This is a genomic window from Citrobacter sp. wls714 (assembly GCF_005281025.1).
Lineage (GTDB): Bacteria > Pseudomonadota > Gammaproteobacteria > Enterobacterales > Enterobacteriaceae > Citrobacter > Citrobacter werkmanii.
In genome coordinates this window covers 12429-34731 of record NZ_SZWZ01000025.1, presented here as the reverse complement: position 1 = coordinate 34731, position 22303 = coordinate 12429, and the positions used below count along the sequence as shown (strand labels likewise).

The window sequence follows — 22303 nt, the reverse complement described above, 5'->3', positions numbered from 1 at the left end:
TTTCCTTAATTTTTGTTAGATTCAGACACATCGCTGGCATGGGTCTGGAGGTATTTCAACAACGTACGTTCTTCCACCGGATTAAGTCGGTAATAGGTGGACATCGCTTTCAATCCGGCGATCCAGCCGTTGGCGGTATATCGGGTCGTAGGAGGAGTGCTATGACAGGCGCTACAGGTGGATTGCAGCATTTGATCCGAATATTCCCAGATCGGTGCAATATCGCTGATAAGCCCCTGGGCAGAGGTCCAGGCGGTCACGCTCACCTGCTGCCATTGCTGATGTGAGTCAGGATCGACCTGAGTTTGCAGCACTTTGACGTTAGCCATCAGAGAGTCATCCAGCACGGCCGAGAACACACGCTTACCCATATACTGGGTTATCACCCGCCCGCGTCCTTTGCTTTCACGCCAGCCCGTCAGTTCAAGCTGCACGTTGCTGCCCTCTTTTTGCAGCACTTTGACCTCGGTGGCAGGAAATAACAGCGCTTTACCTGCGGGGCTTCCGGCCGTTGCCGTCAGTGCTTTTTCGCTTAACGAGAACAGCGTGCTCGCATTCGATAAAGACGCTCCCTGCTGCTGCAACTGCTTATAGCGATCGCGGAAACCGCTGCTCATATCGGGTTTGTGATGGGCAATACCTTTATGGCAATCAATACAGTTGCTGTCTTTTGCCGCCGCCGAGGTCATTTGCGCCGCCGCATTCGCAGATTGTTTGCCGTGATCCATCGCCTCATAGCTGTGGCAAGATTTACATGCCGCCGAATTGTTAGCGCTCATTCGCGCCCACTCTCGCTGGGCCAATTCTGCTCGTTTTGCGGCAAATTTTTCCGGGGTATCAATCGAAGGAGAGATAAAGGTGTGGTAGAGGTCGTTTAAGGCTTCCGTTTTACGAACCAGCGTCGGGACGATCCCTGGCGGAATATGACAATCCTTACACTCAGCACGCACGCCAGAAGCATTGCGAAAATGCACGCTGGTTTTATATTCCTCTCCTGGTGTACGCATCGAGTGACACGATAAACAAAATTCGGTGGTACTGGTGTAATGAACGCCTTGCCACGTCCCCCAAATTGCCAGGGCCATTGCTACTGCCCCGACGAATGCGCACCACAGTGCGTTCTTTTTTATCCACGACATGCTTGCCTCCATTTTTTTAATAGCGACACGCTAAGCGATCATAAAAATCAAAAATAGAGACAGCAAAAGCAGCTTATAGGAACAGCATCTACTCTATGAGGTGCATCAAAGCGGAAAGAAGAGAAGCTCGTAATATAGTGCGTATATATACATAAGGAATTTCTCATGCTAACACTGACTCTCGATCGAGAAAGCCGTACCCCGCTGCAATTGCAGATATTTCAATTTTATTTCCAGGCCATTCAGCGCGGTGATTTGCTTTGTGGAGATAAACTTCCCTCTATTCGCGAGCAGGCGCAGGTATTAAACGTTGCCAAAATAACGGTCGTGATGGCCTATGATAAGCTCATGGCCGCGGGATTAATTAAGAGTCGACAAGGTATCGGCTACGAGGTCATCTTCACCACACCTGTACGCACAACGCCAGCAATCGTGCCCGTCGCGCAGGGTTCCCCGCCGATGAAACCTAAAGCGGCTGGGATCCCCACCGATGTTTATGTAGAGCCTGGACGAGAGTGCTATTGTCAAATGAGCGTTCCCGATCCCAATGCTTTTCCCTGGTCAAGCTGGCGCAAATGGAATAACGCCCCCAGCATCCTCAAGGAACAATTATTTACCCGATATCATTCACCAAATGGATTATTTTCACTGCGTGAACAATTGGTCAGATATCTTAATTTATCTCGCGGTATTAATACTCGAGCAGAGAACATCATTATTACTAACGGGATTCAGGAAGGACTATCACTGCTCACTCAACTCTTTATTAACCATCATACTTTCAGTCAGCAAAAAAAGTGCCATATTGTAACCGAGTCCCCTTGTTATTCGGGTGCCTGGCATCTGTTTAATTATTACGGCGCAGACATTACGCCAATTGCCGTCGATAACCACGGACTGCAAACAGATAATTTACCGGAATATGCCACCCAGCTTTGTTATGTTACTCCAGCGCATCAGTATCCGCTGGGTAGCGTCCTGTCACTGGAGCGGCGTCAGGCATTATTAACATGGGCGCAGCGCGTCGGCGCTTACATTATTGAAGACGATTACGATGCCGTTTTTACCTATGGAGAAAATCCCCTTCCCGCGCTGAAAGCCATGGATTATCACAACCGGGTTATCTATATGGGGACATTTTCCAAAACACTGGGACCTGGAGGACGTCTTGGCTATCTGATTTGCCCTGACGAACTGCTTCCGGCCGTACAGAATATGAAAGCGCTCAACAACAACGGGAGCCAGTGGTTGTTGCAGCAATTTTTGGCCGAATTAATGCAAAATCAGGTGTTTTATACGCATATCAGCAAGCTGGCCTGCAATTATGCGGCACGTCTTACGCTATTACGCGACGGCCTGTCCGCGTTGTTTCCGGAAGGGAAAATCGCTGGTGCAACGGCAGGTCTGCACCTCTCTTTACGCATTGCCTGGTCCCCCGAAACTATCGCCAGGCTGCAACAACGCTGCCTGCTGGCCGGGATTCGTTTTGATACCCTGCCAGATATAGAGAATGGATCAGAATCCGCATGGCGTAAGGAGAACAGCGATGCAGTCATGTTTTTTGGTTTTGGTGGATTGCAGATACAGCAGATAAAAAGAGTCCTGGCAGTACTGGAACAGGCGCTATCGCAGCCTTGATGGATTACAGGGATCGAGCCTGCCGCTCAATCCCTGTTGTTCGCCTTACAGCAGATCGCGAAACTGCGTTTGTTTCAGCGCCAGCTCAACGCCACGGACTTCCGCCAGGCCTTTCAGACGACCAATCGCAGAGTAGCCCGGGTTGGTTTTCTTATGCAAATCATCAAGCATCTGGTGCCCGTGATCGGGGCGCATCGGGATTGGACGCAGATCGCCCGCCTGTTTACGACGTTGCTCTTCGCTCAGAATCGCCGCCACCACCGATACCATATCCACATCGCCCTGCAAATGCGCACCTTCGTGGAAGGTTTTCGGGTTATCTTCACGGCAAGTTGAACGCAGATGCGTGAAGTGAATACGATCGCCAAAAGTTTCAATCATTTTCACCAGATCGTTATCGGCGCGTACGCCGTAGGAGCCGGTGCACATGGTGAAACCGTTATTGATGCTGTCGACGGTGTCTTTCAGCCACTGCATATCTTCAATGGTCGAAACGATGCGCGGCAGGCCGAGGATCGGACGCGGCGGATCGTCCGGGTGCACGGCAAGACGGACGCCGACTTCTTCTGCCACTGGCACTATCGCCCGCAGGAATACCGCCATATTATTGCGCAAATCGTCTTTACTGATGCCGTCATATTCAGCAAGGCGCGCACGGAACTGATCCAGGGTATATCCCTCTTCGGCACCGGGTAGACCTGCAATAATATTGCGCGTCAGTTTTTCAATATCGGCTTCGCTCATGGCATTGAAATAGTCCAGCGCCTGGCGTTGTTCTTCCGGGGTGTAATCTGCTTCGGCCCCAGAACGTTTGAGGATATGCAGCTCAAAGGCAGCAAAAGCGATCTGGTCAAAACGCAGCGCTTTGGAGCCGTCCGGCAACTGATATTCGAGGTCAGTACGCGTCCAGTCGAGGATCGGCATGAAGTTATAGCACACGGTATCGATGCCGCAGGTCGCCAGATTACGGATACTCTGCTGATAGTTAGCAATCCACGTTTGATACTGACCAGAGTGCGTTTTGATATCTTCGTGGACGGGGATACTTTCCACCACTGACCAGGTCAGCCCTTTTTCAGCAAGAATAGCCTGCCGCTTTTTAATCTCTTCTACCGGCCAGACTTCACCGTTGGCAATGTGGTGCAAGGCGGTCACAACACCCGTTGCGCCAGCCTGACGCACATCATCAAGCGATACTGGATCGTTAGGTCCGTACCAACGCCAGGTTTGTTCCATTGTTTCACCTCACAAGTTGTTATACCAAATTAAACTCACTTAATGACGACTACCATACAGGCATCTGGGCGAGGATCAACGAATCCGCGATGATTGGTTGATCCAGCTCACATTCCCCGGATAAATGAGGCACACCAATTCAATTTGCTGTCATATAACTTTATACTGCCATTGTTAATTAATGGTTAATCAGGTGTATTGAATGAAAACTATTGCCTCAGCGCCGCTCGCGAAAAATGTCATGATGCCGCAGTACGATCGCCAACAATTAAAAACGCGGATTGTGCATTTTGGTTTCGGTGCTTTTCACCGCGCCCATCAGGCATTACTGACCGACCGGGTACTGAATGCACAGGGTGGGGACTGGGGAATTTGCGAAATAAGTCTATTCAGCGGCGATAGGCTAATGAGTCAGCTTCGCGAGCAGGATCATTTATTTACCGTGTTAGAAAAAGGGGCGAATGGTAACCAACCGATTGTTATTGGCTCCGTCAAAGAATGCCTGAACGCCACGCTGGATTCACTGGCGGCCATTATCGAAAAATTCTGTGAACCTCAGGTGGCGATTGTCTCGTTAACCATTACGGAAAAAGGCTACTGCATCGATCCGGCAACAGGCTCGCTGGATCTTTCTCATCCACGCATTGTTCATGATCTACAGACTCCGGCTGAACCACACTCCGCACCCGGCATTATTGTTGAAGCGCTGCACCGCCGACGTGAACGCGGGCTGCAGCCTTTTACCGTCCTCTCCTGCGATAATATCCCGGACAATGGCCATGTGGTAAAAAACGCCGTACTGGGAATGGCGGAGAAACGCTCACCTGAGCTGGCCCACTGGATCCAGGAACATGTCAGCTTCCCGGGTACCATGGTGGACAGGATTGTTCCTGCCGCCACCGAAGAGTCACTGGCTGAAATCGCCCGCGAGCTGGGAGTGGCCGATCCCTGCGCAATCAGTTGTGAGCCCTTTATCCAGTGGGTGATTGAAGACAATTTTGTGTGTGGTCGTCCGCAGTGGGAAACCGCCGGCGTACAAATGGTTGAAAACGTTCTGCCGTGGGAACAAATGAAACTGCGGATGCTGAACGGTAGTCATTCGTTTCTCGCGTATCTCGGCTATCTGGCTGGGTTTCAGCACATCAGCGACTGCATGCAGGACAGCGCATTTCGTGAAGCCGCCTACCGCCTGATGCTCAACGAACAGGCACCTACGTTGCAAATCACCGATGTTGATTTAGACCAGTATGCCGCTAACCTGCTGGAGCGCTTTGCCAACCCGGCGCTGAAGCATAAAACCTGGCAAATCGCGATGGATGGTAGCCAAAAATTACCCCAGCGTATGCTGGAAGGGATCCGCGTACATTTAGCACGGCGCAGCGAGTGGCCGCTGCTGGCGCTTGGCGTCGCAGGCTGGATGCGTTACGTGAGCGGAGTGGATGATTCAGGTGCGGCCATTGATATTCGCGATCCATTGAGCGAGAAAATCGGCGCTCTTGTGGAGCAGAGTACAGACTCAGAACGCGTCAGCGCTCTGCTTTCTCTGCATGAGATTTTCGCCACCGATCTCGTACAGAATCCGCAGTTTGTTGCGGCTATTCAGCTCGCCTGGCAACGTATTGCCCAATATGGTGCGCATCAGGCTGTCATTGAGACGTTAAAAAGTTAACGATTTCTGCCATTAATCAGGACGAAGCGCGTCTTCGTCCTCTCACCCCTTCTCTTTTTCCCCGTTTTTCGCCAGGATTGTTAAATGCCATTACGGCAATTTATGATTCTGGAGTAAATGTGACTAAAACCAATCTCATCACCGGTTTTCTCGGCAGTGGCAAAACCACCTCTATTCTTCATTTATTGGCAAACAAAGATCCCGCAGAGAAGTGGGCCGTACTGGTCAATGAGTTTGGCGAAGTAGGTATTGATGGCGCCCTGTTAGCCGACAGCGGCGCATTGCTGAAAGAGATCCCCGGCGGCTGTATGTGCTGTGTTAACGGTCTGCCAATGCAGGTTGGCCTCAATACATTGTTGCGTCAGGGAAAACCCGACCGACTGCTCATTGAACCCACCGGACTCGGACATCCCAAACAGATTCTGGATTTACTCACCGCGCCGGTTTACGAACCGTGGATTGATTTGCGCGCGACCCTTTGTATTCTTGATCCGCGCCAGCTACTGGATGAAAAAAGCGTCGCCAATGACAATTTCCGCGATCAGCTGGCTGCCGCCGATATCATCGTCGCCAACAAAGCCGACCGCGCCACAACGGAAAGCGAAAACGCCCTGCAAACCTGGTGGCAGCACTATGGCGGCAATCGTCAGTTGGTTCATGCCGATCATGGAAATATTGCCGGTCAATTACTGGATTTGCCCCGACTAAACCTGGCGCAGCTTCCCGCAAGCGCTGAGCACGCCCATAGTCATGCTGACAAAAAAGGGCTGGCGGCGTTAAGCTTGCCCGCACAACAGCGCTGGCGTCGCAGCCTGAACAGCGGTCAGGGTCATCATGCCTGCGGCTGGATTTTTGACGCCGATACGGTGTTCGATACCATCGGCCTGCTGGAATGGTCGCGCCTTGCCCCTGTAGGGCGTGTAAAAGGAGTCATGCGTATAAAAGAGGGTCTGGTGCGCATTAACCGTCAGGGAGAGGACTGGCATATTGAGACGCAAAACGTTGCTCCGCCGGATAGCCGTATTGAACTCATCTCCGATACTGACACCGACTGGAATACGTTACAGAGCGCATTGTTGAGACTTCGTTTAGACGGTAGCGCGTAAGGTTGCCTTCGTTTTTTAGCAATGGTAAACGACGATGAAAACCCGATACCCTCTTATTATACTGCTCAATATTGCAGGTATAGCGCTGTTTCTGTCCTGGTATATTCCCGCCGGGCACGGGTTCTGGTCCTCACTGGATACGGGCGTTTTCCGTTTCTTCAACCAGAAGCTGGTTGAAAGCCCGCTGTTCCTGTGGATTGTTGCGATCACTAATAACCGGGCATTTGATGGCTGCTCGTTGTTGGCGATGGGCGCACTGATGCTGCACTTTTGGCTGAAGGATACGACGGAAGGTCGCCGGCGTATTGTGGCTATAGGTCTGGTGATGCTGCTCACCGCAGTGGTATTAAATCAGTTGGGCCAGGCGCTTATTCCGGTTAAACGCGCCAGTCCTACGCTGATGCTGGATAATATTCATCGCGTCAGCGAACTGCTGCATATTCCAACCAAAGATGCCTCCAGAGACAGTTTTCCTGGCGATCACGGCATGATGCTGCTTATTTTTTCCGCATTTATGCTGCGTTATTTCGGAAAAGTTGCAGGTATAATCGGCCTTATTATCGCTGTGGTTTTTGCCTTTCCGCGTGTAATGATCGGCGCTCACTGGCTCACCGATATCGTGGTCGGCTCCATGACGGTTGTGCTGATTGGTTTGCCCTGGTGGCTAATGACGCCATTAAGCGATCGTCTGGTCACGCTGTTTGTGAATTATCTGCCCGGCAAAAACAAACAATTTTCAAACAAATAACGCAAAATAATTAACATCATCAGGGATACTTCTGATTCCCTGATGATGCCGACCAATATTCCATCATTCTGATTGTCATTCTCCTGTCATCTTATTCATGTTTAGAATGAATGACTTGCGTATTTTTTGCGCTAATTGTTCTTAATTTAGCCAATGCCGTTTATTCACTTTCTGTATCAATTTTTCTTATAAGAAATCACATAAAATCTCTCGCAATGACTGGGGCGATCGGGTAACCTCGAACTCGTTTTGCCTCGCGGGACAATTATTCCCTTTCTGAATAAATTTGTGCGTTCTGCCACAGATTTGACCTTAAGGAATTGTCTCATCGTGCGATGGTAATTAGTCTCGTCACGTTTGGCATTTTTTATAACGATATTTATCGTTAAGGACTTCAAGGGAAAACAAACAAAATGGTCAAATCTCAACCGATTTTGAGATATATCTTGCGGGGCATACCCGCGATAGCAGTTGCGGTTCTGCTTTCCGCATGTAGTACCACGAACACCGCCAGGAATATGCATTCTGAGACGCATGCTGTGGGCAATGGAGATAACTCTTCACTGCAAGCCTCTCAGGATGAATTTGAAAATATGGTCCGTAATATCGATGTTAAATCACGTATTATGGATCAGTATGCTGACTGGAAAGGCGTGCGTTACCGCCTTGGCGGCAGCACCAAAAAAGGTATTGACTGCTCCAGCTTCGTACAGCGTACGTTCCGTGAGCAGTTTGGTTTAGAGCTTCCGCGCTCAACCTACGAACAACAGGAAACAGGTAAATCCGTTTCGCGTACTAATCTGCGCACAGGCGATCTGGTTCTGTTCCGCGCTGGCTCCACAGGCCGTCACGTCGGTATCTATATCGGCAACAACCAGTTTGTTCATGCCTCGACCAGCAGTGGCGTTATCATTTCCAGCATGAACGAGCCTTACTGGAAAAAGCGTTACAACGAAGCTCGCCGGGTCCTGAGCCGCAGTTAATTTCGTTTGGCAGCTATCCCTTGGCTATCCTGATGAGACATATTGAAAAGCACTGCTACGGCGGTGCTTTTTTTTGCGTTGCCTTGAGACTAAGAAAAATCTCACATGGTGAGTCATTTCAGGTTATATTCATACAGAATAAGCGGTTAAATCAGGTAAAATAAGGATCTATGTTCAGACGCTCCTCTTCATCCGGTCGGAAAATCCTGCTTTCCTGTATGATAACGGGGCTTATCGTCGCAATCCTTGTGAGTACCCTGCAATTTTTGGTCACCTGGCATAAACGAGAGGTTAAGTACGAAACGCTGCTTGCCGATATCCAGAATTATGTCAGTAGTTACTTTGCAGATCTCAAAACCACCACCGATGCGCTTCAACCCCTGCTGGAAAAGAACTGCCAGCAAGTCGCTGCAAAACTTACCTCCAGTGCGGCTTTTAACCTCAACGTTCGTGCTTTTTTGTTGGTAAAAGACGGTATTGCTTTTTGCTCCTCCGCAACAGGCGCAATGAACGCCCCCATTTTGTCGCTGATCCCCAAGCTGAATATCAACAAAGATGTTGATGTGGAAATACTTTCCGGTACGCCCATGATGCCGGATAAACCCGCGATAATGATTTGGCACCGCAATCACTCACACCATAACAGCGGCGTATTTTCTTCACTGAATATCAACCTGGCCCCCTATCTGCTTTATACCGCCCGCGAAGATAATTTTAATGGTATTGCCGTTATTGCTGGCGACACGGCTATTTCAACATTTTCATCCCGAATTATGGACGTCTCTGCGCTACCTAACACGCCATGGCGCCAGGCGACGCTTAAAGAGGTGCCGCTGAAAATTCGTTTGTATGCGCAAGAGTGGACGTACAACGACATCTGGTACGCGATTATGTTGGGATGCATGGCCGGGATTATCACCGGGGTTCTCCTCTGGTATTACATCTTCACTATCCGGTTACGCCCTGGTAAAGATATCCTCCACGCCATCAAACATAATCAATTTTATGTGGTGTACCAGCCCGTCGTAGAGATGCAAACGCTGGAGGTAAAAGGTGTTGAGGTGTTATTACGTTGGCATCATCCATCAACGGGTGAGATCCCCCCGGATGCCTTCATTCATTACGCAGAATCGCAGAAAATGATTGTCCCGCTGACCCAACATCTCTTTAAGTTGATAGCGCAGGACGCCCCGACGCTGCAAAAAGTGTTTCCTGCTGGCGCCAAACTGGGGATTAACATCGCACCAACGCACCTGCACGGCGAGAGTTTTAAAGACGATATTCGACGGCTGCGCGCCTCACTTCCCGCGAACCATTTTCAGTTAGTGCTGGAAATCACTGAACGCGATATGCTCAATCAACACGAGGCGACCCAGCTATTTGAATGGCTACACTCTGTTGGCTTTGAAATTGCTATTGATGATTTCGGCACCGGTCATAGCGCGCTTATCTATCTGGAACGCTTCACCGTTGACTACCTGAAAATCGATCGCGGGTTTATTAACGCCATCGGCACAGAAACCCTGACCTCTCCGGTTCTGGACGCCGTGTTGACACTCTCTAAGCGTCTTAATATGCTGACGGTTGCTGAAGGGGTAGAAACACCTGAGCAAGCTCGTTGGCTGCGCGATCGTGGAGTACATTTTTTCCAGGGGTACTGGATTAGCCGACCGTTAAAGCTTGCTGATTTCGTGCGTTGGATGGCACAGCCCAATAAGCCAACGTGGTGATCGCAGTTTGCGATTCATATACTCTTACTCGCCGCCACACCCCTTATCTCTCAGGCATGATGCCCGTCGGGTTGTGACAGGAAAAGGAAAGCGCTTTTATATGATCCCTCGCCTACTGCTGCTGTTTATCGCCCTTATCGGGTTTAGCGTCCAGGCGCAATCCATCAAAGAAAGCTATGCGTTTGCCGTACTGGGCGAACCGAAGTACGCGTTTAACTTTAACCACTTTGATTACGTTAACCCGGCCGCCCCCAAAGGCGGGCAAATCACCCTCTCCGCGATTGGTACGTTCGATAACTTCAACCGCTATGCAATGCGTGGCAACCCCGGCGCGCGTACAGAAACGCTATACGATACGCTATTTACCACCTCTGACGACGAGCCTGGCAGCTATTACCCGCTCATTGCCGACAGCGCGCGCTATGCTGACGACTATTCCTGGGTAGAAATCGCTATTAATCCGCGGGCGCGTTTTCATGATGGCTCCCCCATTACCGCCAGCGATGTCGCCTTCACCTTTCACAAATTTATGACTGAAGGCGTGCCGCAGTTTCGCCTCGTCTACAAAGGCACAACGGTAAAAGCCATTGCACCGTTAACCGTACGTATTGAATTAGCCAAACCGGGCAAAGAGGATATGCTCAGCCTGTTTTCATTACCCGTGATGCCTGAGAAATACTGGAAGGATCATAAACTCAGCGCTCCCTTATCTTCCCCACCGCTTGCCAGTGGCCCGTACCGTATCACCCAGTGGAAAATGGGCCAGTATATTGTCTATTCGCGTGTCAAAGATTATTGGGCCGCGAACCTGCCCGTTAACCGCGGGCGCTGGAACTTTGATACCATCCGCTACGATTACTATCTTGATGACAACGTCGCGTTTGAAGCGTTTAAGGCCGGTGCGTTTGATCTGCGTCTGGAGAATGATGCCAAAAACTGGGCGACACGTTATACAGGCAAAAATTTCGCAAATCATTACATCATCAAAGATGAGCAGAAAAACGAATCCGCACAGGATACGCGTTGGCTGGCCTTTAATATTCAGCGTCCGGTATTCAGCGATCGACGCGTACGTGAAGCCATCACGTTGGCCTTTGACTTTGAATGGATGAATAAAGCCCTGTTCTATAACGCCTGGAGCCGGACAAACAGCTATTTTCAGAATACCGAGTATGCCGCAAAAAATTACCCCGATGCGGATGAACTGGTGATCCTCGCGCCATTGAAAAAAGATCTCCCCCCTGAGGTCTTCAGCCAAATTTATCAGCCGCCGAAATCAACAGGTGATGGTTACGATCGGGACAACTTATTGAAAGCCAATACCTTACTGGAACAGGCTGGCTGGATACTAAAGGGACAGCAGCGCGTGAACAGCGCCAGCGGTAAACCTCTGAGCTTCGAACTGTTGCTCCCGGCGGGCAGTAACAGCCAGTGGGTACTGCCGTTCCAGCACAACCTGCAGCGCTTAGGCATCACCATGAACATCCGCCAGGTTGATAATTCGCAAATCACGAACCGTCTGCGCAGTCGCGACTATGACATGATGCCGAGGTTGTATCGCGCGATGCCGTGGCCGAGTTCAGACCTGCAAATTCTGTGGGCCTCTGAATACATTGACTCCAGCTACAATGCGCCCGGCGTGCAAAGCCCGGTGATTGATAAATTGATCAATCAAATCATCGCGGCGCAAGGTGATAAAGCCAAACTGATCCCGCTGGGACGGGCGCTGGACAGGGTATTAACCTGGAACTACTACATGTTGCCAATGTGGTACATGGCCGAGGATCGTATCGCCTGGTGGGATAAATTTTCACATCCTGCTATTCGCCCAATTTACACCATCGGCCTCGATAACTGGTGGTATGACGTCAACAAAGCTGCGAAGCTACCCGCAGCCAGACGGCAGGGAGAGTAAATGGGCGCTTATCTGATTCGACGTCTGCTACTGGTGATCCCGACGCTCTGGGCCATCATCACCATTAACTTTTTTATCGTGCAAATTGCCCCAGGCGGTCCCGTTGAGCAGGCCGTCGCCGCTATTGAGTTCGGGCAAAGTGGAGCCTTACCCGGCGCGGGCAGCGAAGGCGTTCGCGCCAGCCACGCGCAAACCGGCGTGGGTAACATCAGCGACAGCAATTATCGCGGAGGCCGCGGTCTTGACCCGGAAGTGATTGCAGAAATCACCCGCCGCTACGGGTTCGATAAGCCTATTCATGAGCGTTACTTCAAAATGCTCTGGGACTACATTCGTTTCGATTTCGGCGACAGCCTGTTCCGTAGCGCTTCGGTGCTGACGCTTATAAAAGACAGCCTACCCGTTTCCGTCACGCTGGGGCTGTGGAGCACACTCATCATCTATCTGGTGTCGATACCGCTAGGTATCCGCAAAGCGGTTCACAATGGTAGTCGATTTGATGTGTGGAGCAGTGCATTCATTATTATTGGCTATGCCATCCCGGCATTTCTGTTTGCGATTTTGCTGATCGTCTTTTTTGCCGGGGGAAGCTATTACGATCTGTTCCCGCTACGCGGGCTGGTTTCCGCTAATTTTGACGCTCTCCCCTGGTATCAAAAGATCACCGACTATCTCTGGCATATTACCCTGCCGGTGCTGGCGACGGTGGTTGGCGGGTTTGCCGCGCTGACCATGTTGACCAAAAACTCATTTCTGGATGAAGTCCGCAAACAGTATGTCGTCACCGCGCGCGCCAAAGGAGTAAGCGAGAAAAACATTCTATTGAAACATGTGTTTCGCAACGCGATGTTGCTGGTGATAGCAGGTTTCCCGGCAACGTTTATCAGCATGTTTTTTACCGGCTCGCTGCTGATTGAAGTCATGTTCTCGCTTAACGGACTGGGGTTACTGGGGTATGAATCCACCGTATCACGCGACTATCCGGTGATGTTTGGCACGCTCTATATCTTCACCCTGATCGGACTGCTGCTGAATATTCTCAGTGATATCAGCTATACGCTGGTCGATCCCCGTATTGATTTTGAGGGACGCTAATGTCGCGATTAAGCCCCGTCAATCAAGCCCGCTGGGCGCGTTTTCGCCATAACCGCCGCGGCTACTGGTCGCTGTGGATTTTTCTGGTGTTGTTTGGCCTTAGCCTGTGTTCCGAACTGATTGCCAACGATAAGCCGCTGCTGGTGCGCTATGACAGCAGTTGGTATTTCCCTCTGTTCAAAAACTACAGTGAAAGCGACTTCGGCGGACCGCTGGCGACCAAAGCTGATTATCAGGATCCCTGGCTACAGCAGCGCCTGGAGAAGCAGGGCTGGATCCTGTGGGCGCCCGTACGCTTTGGCGCCACCAGCATTAACTTTGCCACCGATAAGCCCTTCCCTTCCCCACCTTCTGCACAAAACTGGCTGGGGACGGACGCCAACGGCGGCGATGTGCTGGCGCGTATCCTGTACGGCACTCGTATCTCGGTCCTGTTTGGTTTAATGCTGACCCTGTGTTCCAGCGTGATGGGGATCATGGCTGGCGCAATCCAGGGCTACTATGGCGGCAAGGTGGACCTGTGGGGACAGCGATTTATTGAGGTTTGGTCTGGTATGCCGACGCTGTTTCTGATCATTCTGCTGTCGAGCGTGGTTCAGCCAAACTTCTGGTGGCTGCTGGGCATTACCGTGCTGTTTGGCTGGATGAGTCTGGTTGGCGTGGTGCGTGCGGAATTTTTACGTACCCGAAACTTTGATTACATTCGTGCCGCGCAGGCGCTCGGCGTCAGCGATCGCAGTATTATTCTGCGTCATATGCTACCCAACGCGATGGTCGCCGCCCTGACTTTTTTACCGTTTATATTATGCGCCTCGATCACTACCCTGACCTCGCTGGATTTTCTCGGATTCGGCTTACCGCTTGGCTCGCCATCGTTGGGAGAACTCCTGTTACAAGGTAAAAATAACCTGCAGGCGCCGTGGCTTGGGATCACTGCGTTCATCTCCGTTGCCCTGCTGTTATCGCTACTGATCTTTATTGGTGAAGCGGTACGCGACGCGTTTGATCCCAATAAGGCAATTTAAAATGACACAACCTCTGTTAGCTATTGAGAATTTATCGGTAGGTTTTCGCCAACAAGAGACCGTGCGCACCGTAGTCAACACTCTCTCATTGCGGGTTGATGCCGGGCAAACGCTGGCGCTGGTGGGCGAATCTGGCTCAGGGAAAAGTGTGACCGCGCTTTCTATTCTGCGCTTATTACCGTCCCCTCCCGCGGTTTATCTTGCCGGTGATATTCGTTTCCATGGTGAATCATTGCTTCACGCCAACGAGCAGACGCTTCGAAGCGTACGAGGGAACAAAATCGCCATGATTTTCCAGGAGCCGATGGTGTCACTAAACCCGCTTCACAACCTGGAAAAACAGCTTTACGAGGTGCTGTCGCTGCATCGGGGAATGCGTCGCGAGGCCGCCCGAGCAGAGATTCTGACCTGTCTGGACCGCGTCGGGATCCGTCAGGCGGCCAAACGTCTCGCAGATTACCCGCACCAGTTGTCTGGCGGTGAGCGCCAACGTGTAATGATCGCCATGGCGCTGTTAACGCGGCCAGAACTGCTGATTGCCGATGAACCCACCACCGCGCTGGATGTCTCCGTCCAGGCACAGATCCTGCAATTGTTACGGGAGTTACAGCGAGAGCTGAATATGGGATTACTGTTCATCACCCATAACCTCAGCATTGTGAAAAAGCTGGCCGATACCGTGGCGGTCATGCAAAACGGCCTGTGCGTTGAGCAAAATTGTGCCGCACAGCTGCTCTCTGCGCCCTCGCATCCGTACACGCAGAAATTGTTAAACAGCGAACCTTCCGGTGACCCGGTCCCCTTACCTGTAGGGCAAGCTCCCTTGCTGGAAGTGGAAAAACTCCGCGTCGCCTTCCCTGTCCGCAAAGGCATTCTGAAGCGCGTAGTAGACCATAACGTCGTGGTTAACGACGTCAGTTTTTCCCTGCGGCCCGGTGAAACGCTGGGACTGGTCGGTGAGTCAGGTTCCGGAAAAAGCACCACCGGACTGGCGCTACTGAGGCTAATCACATCGCAGGGGAGTATTGTGTTCGATGGCCAGGCGTTGCATACCTTAAATCGTCGCCAACTGTTACCCGTACGTCACCGCATTCAGGTAGTATTTCAGGATCCTAACTCCTCGCTAAACCCACGCTTAAGCGTGCTACAAATTATTGAGGAGGGACTACGCGTTCATCAACCGACACTTACTGCCGAACAACGTGAAGCGCAGGTGAAAGCGGTAATGACAGAAGTGGGGCTGGATAGCGAAACGCGGCATCGTTATCCCGCAGAGTTTTCCGGTGGTCAACGTCAACGCATAGCCATTGCCCGAGCGTTGATTCTAAAACCTTCGCTGATCATTCTGGATGAGCCGACATCCTCACTCGACAGGACCGTACAGGCGCAAATCCTGATGTTGTTAAAGTCCTTACAGGAAAAGCATCGTCTGGCCTATATTTTTATCAGCCATGATTTGCATGTCGTACGCGCGTTATGCCATCAGGTTATTGTGCTAAGGCAGGGAGAAGTTGTGGAACAGGGGCAATGCGAGCACGTATTCAACGCGCCACAACAGGCCTATACGCGTCAGCTGCTCGCGCTAAGCTGACGCTCAAAACGGATTGTTATTTGAAAAAGGTTCTGCAATTGCTACGCCGAAATTTTTCAGTCTGCAGGTCGCAGCAAACTCATCCTGACGATTCACAAACAGGCACGGCTCCCCTTCGCATTCCAGCACGGAACAAGGAACCTCAATATCACTGAGGGCCTGGCTGAGTTTATGCATAACTGACCACGCGCTATCACCATCCGGGCTGAGCAATTTGAGCGCCACCAGGCTGTTCTCATTGCTCTGGCCGTTCTGCGGAATCGGTTCAACTTTCGAACCTGCGAAACCCACCGACCAACGATAGCACTGCGGCAGACGATGAACGATTGAGAGTTGTAATGTCATCACTTTCTTTCCCTGGAAGCACAATCACTTCACAATTATTTTACATCAATATTAACACATCATTGACAAAACGTCTTTAAACAGTTGGTAAACGTTTACACCCATGTCCATATGCTACTTTCCGAACCAGGTATTTAAATTTATTCAATGGTTCTGGCAAATTTCCGGGCTATATGTACTCGTTTCTGCGATCTAACTCAACCTTTTTAACTACAATGATGTGACTTTTTACATAAATTGATTTTACATAAAATAAACATAAGCAGGAGAATTGATAGATTTGCGGTTGATATACATCAACTCTGGAGGCCTTATGACCTCCATGTTGTGTATTAGATCACCGTTTTTTAGCGCGACTGGCGTAGAGATAGAAGAGAATAGAGCTGGTGGCGCAAAACGCTATCGACCAAATCATCGGCCAGGCCGAGTTAAAGGTCGCCAGTGACAACAGTGCCCCAACAATAGCGCCAATGCCAAAGCGGAACGTCCCCGCCAAAGATGATGCCGTTCCCGCCATGTGTGGGAATTCATCCAGGATGACCGCCATCGCATTAGATGACACCATCGACACGCAGCCGACAAATGCCGCCACGCCCACCACCAGCGCCCAAAAACCTACCCCGAACAGCGCACTGAAAACCATCCAGCCCGCCATCACAAACTGGATCCACAGCCCTGCACGGAACATATTCAATGCCCCTACCCGACGGACAAAGCGGCTGTTGATAATGGTCATCACGAACAGGAAAACAATATTCAGCGCGAAGTAGTAACCGAAATGCTGCGGTGAAACATGGTTAATCTCGATGTAGACAAAAGGCCCGGCGCTAAGGAAAGAAAACATGCCGGCAAAACTGAACCCGCTGGCCAGCATATAGCTCAGTACGCGCTTATGACGAAACAACGAGGCAAAGTTGCCCAGAGTCGTGCGCAAGCGAAATGGCTGGCGACGCTCTACGGGCAACGTTTCTTTGATCAGCGTAAAGATCATCACTGAAGCCAGAATAGCCGCCACAGCGAGGATCCAAAAGATATAGTGCCAGCTCAGCCATACCAGCACCCAGCCGCCCACAATGGGCGCCAGCAATGGCGCTATTGTGGTGACCAACATGACGAATGACATCATGCGCGAGAACTCTTCCTTCGGATAGATGTCGCGCATCAGGGCGTTGATAACCACGCTCGCTGCCGCAGCCGCCAGACCATGGAAGAAACGCATTATGATCAGTTGATCGATAGTTTGCGCCAGCGCACAGGCAACTGCCGCCGCCGCAAACACCAGCGTTCCGCCCAGTATTACCGGTTTACGCCCAATGCTGTCTGCCATTGGACCATACAGCAACTGCCCCACCGCAAAACCTAAAATATAGGTACTGAGGGTCATCTGCGCGCTACCGGCAGGCACCCCAAACTGCTCAGAGATAACAGGCAGCGCCGGAAGATACATATCAATCGACAACGGCATCAGCATGGCTAACAAGCCAAGGATAAAGACAATGGCAATTGACGAGTTCTGCCGGGTGGTCACATTTAGCTCCTGAGATTAACGCGGGGTTAAGTTAACGCTGGCAATTTCTTCTTCAGTTAATGGACGGTATTCACCTGGCTCAAGATCATCATCGAGCTTAATGGCGCCGATCCGTTCACGGTGCAGTTCTACAACGTGGTTCCCCACGGCGGCAAACATGCGTTTCACCTGATGATAGCGCCCTTCGCTGATGGTCAATCGCACCTGAGTTGGCGTAATGACCTCCAGCACGGCCGGCTTTGTCAGGTCTTTTTCGTTATGCAGTTGTACACCACGGGCAAACTGCTCGGCGGTATCATCCGCCACCGGCGATTCCAGTGTCACCAGATAGGTTTTCTCACAATGGTGACGTGGTGAAGTGATGCGATGCGACCACTGACCGTCATCGGTCATCAGCACCAGTCCGGTGGTGTCGATATCCAGACGCCCTGCCGCATGTAATTTGTGGGCGACGGGTTCATCAAGGAAATAAAGAACCGTCGGGTGATCCGGGTCATCCGTTGAACAAACATAGCCCTGAGGCTTATTCAGCATAAAATAGCGCGGGCCATTTTGTTGAATCAGGGAATTGCCGTCATATTCGACGTCATGTTCTGGCAGCAGCTTAAAGGCGCTATTTCTGACGATTTCACCGTCGACGGTAACGCGGTTAGCACGGATCTCACGCCCGGCAATAGCGCGGCTGACGCCGAGTTGCTGAGCGATAAATTTATCAAGTCGCATGAGTGTGATTTTTGCCTGTAAAAATACGAGAATCGGGTTTGCGCCCGAAAAGTGGGACTGTTATCCGCCCAGTATAGCGGCGTTACACCATCCCTCAAGGGAAATGATTCATGGCATACTATTCATTGTTACTGTTTACCTTAGTGAGCCCATGATTTTTACTCTTCGCCCGTACCAAAAAGAAGCCGTGGACGCCACGCTCAACCATTTTCGCCACCACCGCACGCCGGCGGTTATCGTCCTGCCAACTGGCGCGGGCAAAAGCCTGGTGATAGCGGAACTGGCCCGCGTGGCGCGTGGGCGCGTGCTGGTACTGGCGCACGTCAAAGAGCTGGTCGCGCAAAACCACGCCAAATATTGCGCGTTGGGGCTGGAGGCAGATATTTTTGCCGCCGGGCTGAAGCGTAAAGAGAGCCACGGGAAAGTGGTATTCGGCAGCGTACAGTCGGTGGCGCGCAATCTGGACGCCTTTCAGGGAGAGTTTTCCCTGCTTATCGTCGATGAATGCCACCGCATCAGTGATGATGAAGAGAGTCAGTATCAGCAAATCCTCACTCACCTGACCAACGTCAATCCCCACTTACGCCTGCTGGGGCTTACCGCCACGCCTTTTCGTCTGGGTAAAGGCTGGATTTACCACTTTCATTATCACGGAATGGTACGCGGCGATGAAAAAGCGCTGTTTCGCGACTGCATTTATGAATTACCGCTGCGTTACATGATTAAACACGGCTATCTGACGCCGCCGGAACGCCTCGACATGCCGGTCGTGCAGTATGACTTCAGCCGTCTGCAGGCGCAGAGTAACGGCCTGTTCAGCGAGGCGGACCTTAATCGGGAATTAAAGAAGCAGCAGCGAATCACGCCGCATATCATCAGCCAGATTGTCGAGTTTGCCCAGTCGCGCAAAGGGGTGATGATTTTCGCCGCCACCGTTGAACACGCCAAAGAAATTCTGGGCCTGCTGCCTGCTGACGATGCCGCGCTTATCACCGGAGATACGCCAGGCGCGGAGCGTGACGTGCTGATTGAAGAGTTCAAAGCCCAGCGTTTTCGCTTTCTGGTGAATGTGTCGGTCCTGACTACCGGCTTCGATGCCCCGCACGTCGACCTTATCGCTATTCTACGCCCGACTGAATCAGTCAGCCTGTACCAACAAATTGTTGGTCGAGGACTGCGCCTGGCCCCAGGTAAAACCGACTGTCTGATCCTCGATTACGCGGGCAATCCCCACGATCTGTACGCCCCGGAAGTGGGCGCGCCGAAGGGAAAAAGCGACAACGTGCCGGTGCAGGTGTTCTGTCCTGCCTGCGGATTTGCCAACACCTTTTGGGGCAAAACAACGGCTGACGGTACGCTGATTGAACATTTTGGTCGCCGCTGCCAGGGATGGTTTGAAGATGATGACGGCCATCGCGAACAGTGCGACTTTCGTTTCCGTTTTAAAAATTGCCCGCAGTGCAACGCGGAAAATGACATTGCTGCCCGCCGCTGTCGTGAATGCGATACGGTGCTGGTCGATCCGGATGACATGCTAAAAGCGGCGTTGAGGCTAAAAGATGCGCTGGTCCTGCGCTGTAGCGGGATGGTGTTACAAAATGGCCAGGATGAGAAAGGCGAATGGCTAAAAATCACCTATTACGATGAAGACGGGGCCGACGTCAGCGAACGTTTTCGTCTACACACTCCTGCGCAGCGTACAGCATTCGAACAACTGTTTATTCGCCCACACACCCGAACTCCCGGTATTCCCTTACGCTGGATAACCGCCACCGATATCCTCGCCCAGCAGGCGCTATTGCGCCATCCTGATTTCGTGGTTGCGCGTATGAAAGGTCAGTACTGGCAGGTGCGTGAAAAGGTCTTCGATTATGAAGGTCGCTTTCGCCGGGCACATGAATTACGCGGTTAATTGTACTTTTGATTGATGTACCAGCCGTTTGAGTATAGAATCTCGCCCGCTTTTGCATACGCAAAGCAGATCACTTACCTGTTGCTGGGTCGCCTGTAGCAGGAATTATTAAAGAGAGATTTAAATGTTTACTATCAACGCTGAAGTACGTAAAGAGCAGGGTAAGGGTGCGAGCCGCCGCCTGCGTGCCGCTAACAAGTTCCCGGCAATCATCTACGGTGGCGCAGAAGCCCCGATTGCTATCGAACTGGATCACGATGCAGTTATGAACATGCAAGCTAAAGCTGAATTCTACAGCGAAGTTCTGACCATCGTTGTTGACGGTAAAGAAGTTAAAGTTAAAGCTCAGGCTGTACAGCGTCACGCTTTCAAGCCGAAGTTGACTCACATCGACTTCGTTCGCGCGTAATCGCCTGGAAGTTGAAGAAACCCCCGCCTCGGCGGGGTTTTTTTATGGGATTCTGTTGGCGCTAAAGATAGATCACGCAGGCCGGATAAGGCGTTTCCTCCTCCACCCGGCAAATGGTTTTATTTCCCGCCCGACGTGCGGCGCTGGAGCTGGTCGCGCAGGTTCGGCGGCGTACCTTTGATGGTTAACGTGTCCGTCGCCGGATCCCAGAAAATACGCTCGCCCAGCAGCATGGCGTCAAAATTAATGGTTAACCCACCGCCGCTGCCGGCAAATTTGGTTAACTGGCGCAGCGTACTGCGATCCGCCGGGAAGCTCTCTTCCAGCTCATACCCTTTATCAGCAGCGAATTCGCTGAAGCTGACTTCACTGACGCCGGAAAGCTCTTTAGACAGCGACTCCAGCTCAATCTCTTCACCGGCCTGTAGCTGCTCGTTGCAGTAGCTGTAGACCTGCTGACGCACATTCTGGCGCTCGGCTTTATCCAGTTGCGCCTCATTGGTGAAGTCATCGACCGCCTGCAGCAGACCGCGGTTTTGCGCTTTGGCGTTCAGACCTTCGCTGGCGCCGAGAAAGTCCATGAAGAAATCGGCGACTTTGCGCCCTACCCGCCCTTTCAGGAACGTCAGATAGCGTGTGGACTCCGGATTGGTTTCCCACTCGGTTAAATCAATACGCGCCACGATGTCCGCATGATTGATATCCAGATAGTGCGTCGGGTTGATATCCAGATTTTCATTGACGCGCATGCTGCTTAAATTGTTCAGCACGGCAACCAGCAGATACTCTACCGCCAGATAGCGGTAATGGCAGAACAGGACAATACCGCCGTCGGCAAAAGGATATTTCGCCAGCTCGTCCCGCAAACGCCCTGTCGCGGCACGGCTAAAAGCCAGAAAATCCTCTTCGCCCTGACGCTGTAAACGCAGCGTTTGCGCCAGCTCGCTCTCTTCGCTGAACAGGCCATAGGCTTTATTCTTGGCGCTATACACCCGATGCAGTTCAGCCATCATATCGACAACGGTCGCTGTCGGTTCCAGTAATGAATCGCGCAAGACCAGCTCAAGGTTTTGCTCATCACGTTTGATAAGCTGGTGCAGGGCAATCTGGTTGATATCCAGACTCATGATAAACTCTCCTTTTAGACCGGGCGGTATTCAACCACCTGCCGGGCAGTGACGCAATAGAAGATAAAAAAGCAGAAAAAAAACTGTCCGTACGGTAATATGTTGCCCTTTCATGAACAGACTGATTTCGATTTATGCCACAAATTTCCCGCTATAGTGACGAACACGTTGAACAACTGCTGAATGAGATGCTCAACGTACTGGAAAAACATAAGGCGCCGACCGATCTTTCCCTGATGGTACTGGGAAACATGGTGACTAACCTTATCAATACAAGCATCGCACCGGCCCAGCGCCAGGCGATTGCCAACTCTTTTGCCCGCGCATTGCAGTCTTCGGTAAACGACGACCAAGCGCATTAAGAGCCTGCTCCGGGGAAACGAA

19 protein-coding genes are annotated in these 22303 nt (G+C 51.4%); 13 read left to right on the top strand and 6 right to left on the bottom strand.

Annotated elements, in window-relative coordinates; genetic code table 11:
* Positions 1-5: 5 nt before the first annotated feature.
* Positions 6-1139: a pentaheme c-type cytochrome TorC gene (torC, locus tag FDX11_RS03060; protein ID WP_079223412.1), complete on the bottom strand. Its 1134-nt coding sequence runs from the start codon at positions 1137-1139 to the stop codon at positions 6-8.
* 165 nt (positions 1140-1304) lie between these two features.
* Between torC and FDX11_RS03055 the strand changes: the two genes are divergently transcribed.
* Positions 1305-2777 carry a PLP-dependent aminotransferase family protein gene (locus tag FDX11_RS03055; RefSeq protein WP_137397471.1) on the top strand — a complete coding sequence of 491 codons (1473 nt, stop codon included), beginning with the start codon at positions 1305-1307 and terminating at the stop codon, positions 2775-2777.
* Positions 2778-2822: 45 nt separating this feature from the next.
* Here FDX11_RS03055 and uxuA read toward each other — a convergent pair whose 3' ends face one another.
* On the bottom strand, positions 2823-4013 hold the full coding sequence (gene uxuA, locus FDX11_RS03050) for a mannonate dehydratase (RefSeq protein WP_042307270.1): 1191 nt from the start codon (positions 4011-4013) through the stop codon (positions 2823-2825).
* Positions 4014-4215: 202 nt separating this feature from the next.
* Here uxuA and FDX11_RS03045 point away from each other — a divergent pair, with 202 nt between their 5' ends.
* From FDX11_RS03045 to yejF, 9 genes are all read left to right on the top strand, one after another.
* Positions 4216-5682 carry a mannitol dehydrogenase family protein gene (locus FDX11_RS03045; protein WP_137397470.1) on the top strand — a complete coding sequence of 489 codons (1467 nt, stop codon included), beginning with the start codon at positions 4216-4218 and terminating at the stop codon, positions 5680-5682.
* Between the two features lie 119 nt (positions 5683-5801).
* On the top strand, positions 5802-6788 hold the full coding sequence (locus FDX11_RS03040; RefSeq protein ID WP_137397469.1) for a GTP-binding protein: 987 nt from the start codon (positions 5802-5804) through the stop codon (positions 6786-6788).
* 34 nt (positions 6789-6822) lie between these two features.
* The gene (locus tag FDX11_RS03035) at positions 6823-7536 is read left to right on the top strand and encodes a phosphatase PAP2 family protein (RefSeq protein ID WP_079223388.1); all 714 of its coding nucleotides are present in this window, start codon (positions 6823-6825) and stop codon (positions 7534-7536) included.
* Positions 7537-7949: 413 nt separating this feature from the next.
* Entirely contained in the window at positions 7950-8519 is a 570-nt protein-coding gene (gene mepS / locus FDX11_RS03030) for a bifunctional murein DD-endopeptidase/murein LD-carboxypeptidase (RefSeq protein WP_003027474.1), read from the top strand.
* A gap of 170 nt (positions 8520-8689) precedes the next feature.
* On the top strand, positions 8690-10249 hold the full coding sequence (locus FDX11_RS03025; RefSeq protein WP_137397468.1) for a cyclic di-GMP phosphodiesterase: 1560 nt from the start codon (positions 8690-8692) through the stop codon (positions 10247-10249).
* A 100-nt stretch (positions 10250-10349) separates the two neighbouring features.
* The gene (locus FDX11_RS03020) at positions 10350-12164 is read left to right on the top strand and encodes an extracellular solute-binding protein (protein ID WP_137397467.1); all 1815 of its coding nucleotides are present in this window, start codon (positions 10350-10352) and stop codon (positions 12162-12164) included.
* Complete coding sequence (locus tag FDX11_RS03015) at positions 12165-13259, top strand: microcin C ABC transporter permease YejB (RefSeq protein WP_137397466.1); 1095 nt, start codon at positions 12165-12167, stop codon at positions 13257-13259.
* A complete protein-coding gene (locus FDX11_RS03010; protein ID WP_061382084.1) occupies positions 13259-14284 on the top strand; it encodes an ABC transporter permease in 1026 nt (341 codons plus the stop codon). The genes FDX11_RS03015 and FDX11_RS03010 overlap by 1 nt, the downstream gene beginning before the upstream one ends.
* Before the next feature lies 1 nt (position 14285).
* Positions 14286-15875: a microcin C ABC transporter ATP-binding protein YejF gene (yejF, locus tag FDX11_RS03005; protein WP_137397465.1), complete on the top strand. Its 1590-nt coding sequence runs from the start codon at positions 14286-14288 to the stop codon at positions 15873-15875.
* A 3-nt stretch (positions 15876-15878) separates the two neighbouring features.
* On the opposite strand, the gene FDX11_RS03000 is transcribed toward yejF, so the two are convergent.
* The 3 genes from FDX11_RS03000 to rsuA all read right to left on the bottom strand — a co-directional run bounded on the left by FDX11_RS03000 (position 15879) and on the right by rsuA (position 18471).
* Positions 15879-16223, bottom strand: a complete 345-nt coding sequence (locus FDX11_RS03000; protein ID WP_029139605.1) for a YejG family protein — start codon at positions 16221-16223, stop codon at positions 15879-15881.
* A gap of 334 nt (positions 16224-16557) precedes the next feature.
* Positions 16558-17748 carry a Bcr/CflA family multidrug efflux MFS transporter gene (locus FDX11_RS02990; protein WP_042307254.1) on the bottom strand — a complete coding sequence of 397 codons (1191 nt, stop codon included), beginning with the start codon at positions 17746-17748 and terminating at the stop codon, positions 16558-16560.
* Positions 17749-17763: 15 nt separating this feature from the next.
* Positions 17764-18471, bottom strand: a complete 708-nt coding sequence (rsuA, locus tag FDX11_RS02985; RefSeq protein ID WP_061382086.1) for a 16S rRNA pseudouridine(516) synthase RsuA — start codon at positions 18469-18471, stop codon at positions 17764-17766.
* Positions 18472-18622: 151 nt separating this feature from the next.
* Here rsuA and FDX11_RS02980 point away from each other — a divergent pair, with 151 nt between their 5' ends.
* On the top strand, positions 18623-20383 hold the full coding sequence (locus tag FDX11_RS02980; protein ID WP_042307971.1) for a DEAD/DEAH box helicase: 1761 nt from the start codon (positions 18623-18625) through the stop codon (positions 20381-20383).
* Positions 20384-20507: 124 nt separating this feature from the next.
* Positions 20508-20792 carry a 50S ribosomal protein L25 gene (gene rplY, locus FDX11_RS02975; protein WP_006683755.1) on the top strand — a complete coding sequence of 95 codons (285 nt, stop codon included), beginning with the start codon at positions 20508-20510 and terminating at the stop codon, positions 20790-20792.
* Between the two features lie 119 nt (positions 20793-20911).
* Here rplY and yejK read toward each other — a convergent pair whose 3' ends face one another.
* Positions 20912-21919 carry a nucleoid-associated protein YejK gene (gene yejK / locus FDX11_RS02970; RefSeq protein ID WP_006683753.1) on the bottom strand — a complete coding sequence of 336 codons (1008 nt, stop codon included), beginning with the start codon at positions 21917-21919 and terminating at the stop codon, positions 20912-20914.
* A gap of 134 nt (positions 21920-22053) precedes the next feature.
* Between yejK and FDX11_RS02965 the strand changes: the two genes are divergently transcribed.
* On the top strand, positions 22054-22281 hold the full coding sequence (locus FDX11_RS02965; RefSeq protein WP_003027506.1) for a YejL family protein: 228 nt from the start codon (positions 22054-22056) through the stop codon (positions 22279-22281).
* Positions 22282-22303 lie beyond the last annotated feature (22 nt).

Coding starts and splice junctions, on each gene's coding strand:
- torC (WP_079223412.1), bottom strand. CDS start 1,139: ATGTCGTGGATAAAAAAGAACGCACTGTGGTGCGCATTCGTCGGGGCA.
- FDX11_RS03055 (WP_137397471.1), top strand. CDS start 1,305: ATGCTAACACTGACTCTCGATCGAGAAAGCCGTACCCCGCTGCAATTG.
- uxuA (WP_042307270.1), bottom strand. CDS start 4,013: ATGGAACAAACCTGGCGTTGGTACGGACCTAACGATCCAGTATCGCTT.
- FDX11_RS03045 (WP_137397470.1), top strand. CDS start 4,216: ATGAAAACTATTGCCTCAGCGCCGCTCGCGAAAAATGTCATGATGCCG.
- FDX11_RS03035 (WP_079223388.1), top strand. CDS start 6,823: ATGAAAACCCGATACCCTCTTATTATACTGCTCAATATTGCAGGTATA.
- mepS (WP_003027474.1), top strand. CDS start 7,950: ATGGTCAAATCTCAACCGATTTTGAGATATATCTTGCGGGGCATACCC.
- FDX11_RS03025 (WP_137397468.1), top strand. CDS start 8,690: ATGTTCAGACGCTCCTCTTCATCCGGTCGGAAAATCCTGCTTTCCTGT.
- FDX11_RS03020 (WP_137397467.1), top strand. CDS start 10,350: ATGATCCCTCGCCTACTGCTGCTGTTTATCGCCCTTATCGGGTTTAGC.
- FDX11_RS03015 (WP_137397466.1), top strand. CDS start 12,165: ATGGGCGCTTATCTGATTCGACGTCTGCTACTGGTGATCCCGACGCTC.
- FDX11_RS03010 (WP_061382084.1), top strand. CDS start 13,259: ATGTCGCGATTAAGCCCCGTCAATCAAGCCCGCTGGGCGCGTTTTCGC.
- yejF (WP_137397465.1), top strand. CDS start 14,286: ATGACACAACCTCTGTTAGCTATTGAGAATTTATCGGTAGGTTTTCGC.
- rsuA (WP_061382086.1), bottom strand. CDS start 18,471: ATGCGACTTGATAAATTTATCGCTCAGCAACTCGGCGTCAGCCGCGCT.
- FDX11_RS02980 (WP_042307971.1), top strand. CDS start 18,623: ATGATTTTTACTCTTCGCCCGTACCAAAAAGAAGCCGTGGACGCCACG.
- rplY (WP_006683755.1), top strand. CDS start 20,508: ATGTTTACTATCAACGCTGAAGTACGTAAAGAGCAGGGTAAGGGTGCG.
- yejK (WP_006683753.1), bottom strand. CDS start 21,919: ATGAGTCTGGATATCAACCAGATTGCCCTGCACCAGCTTATCAAACGT.
- FDX11_RS02965 (WP_003027506.1), top strand. CDS start 22,054: ATGCCACAAATTTCCCGCTATAGTGACGAACACGTTGAACAACTGCTG.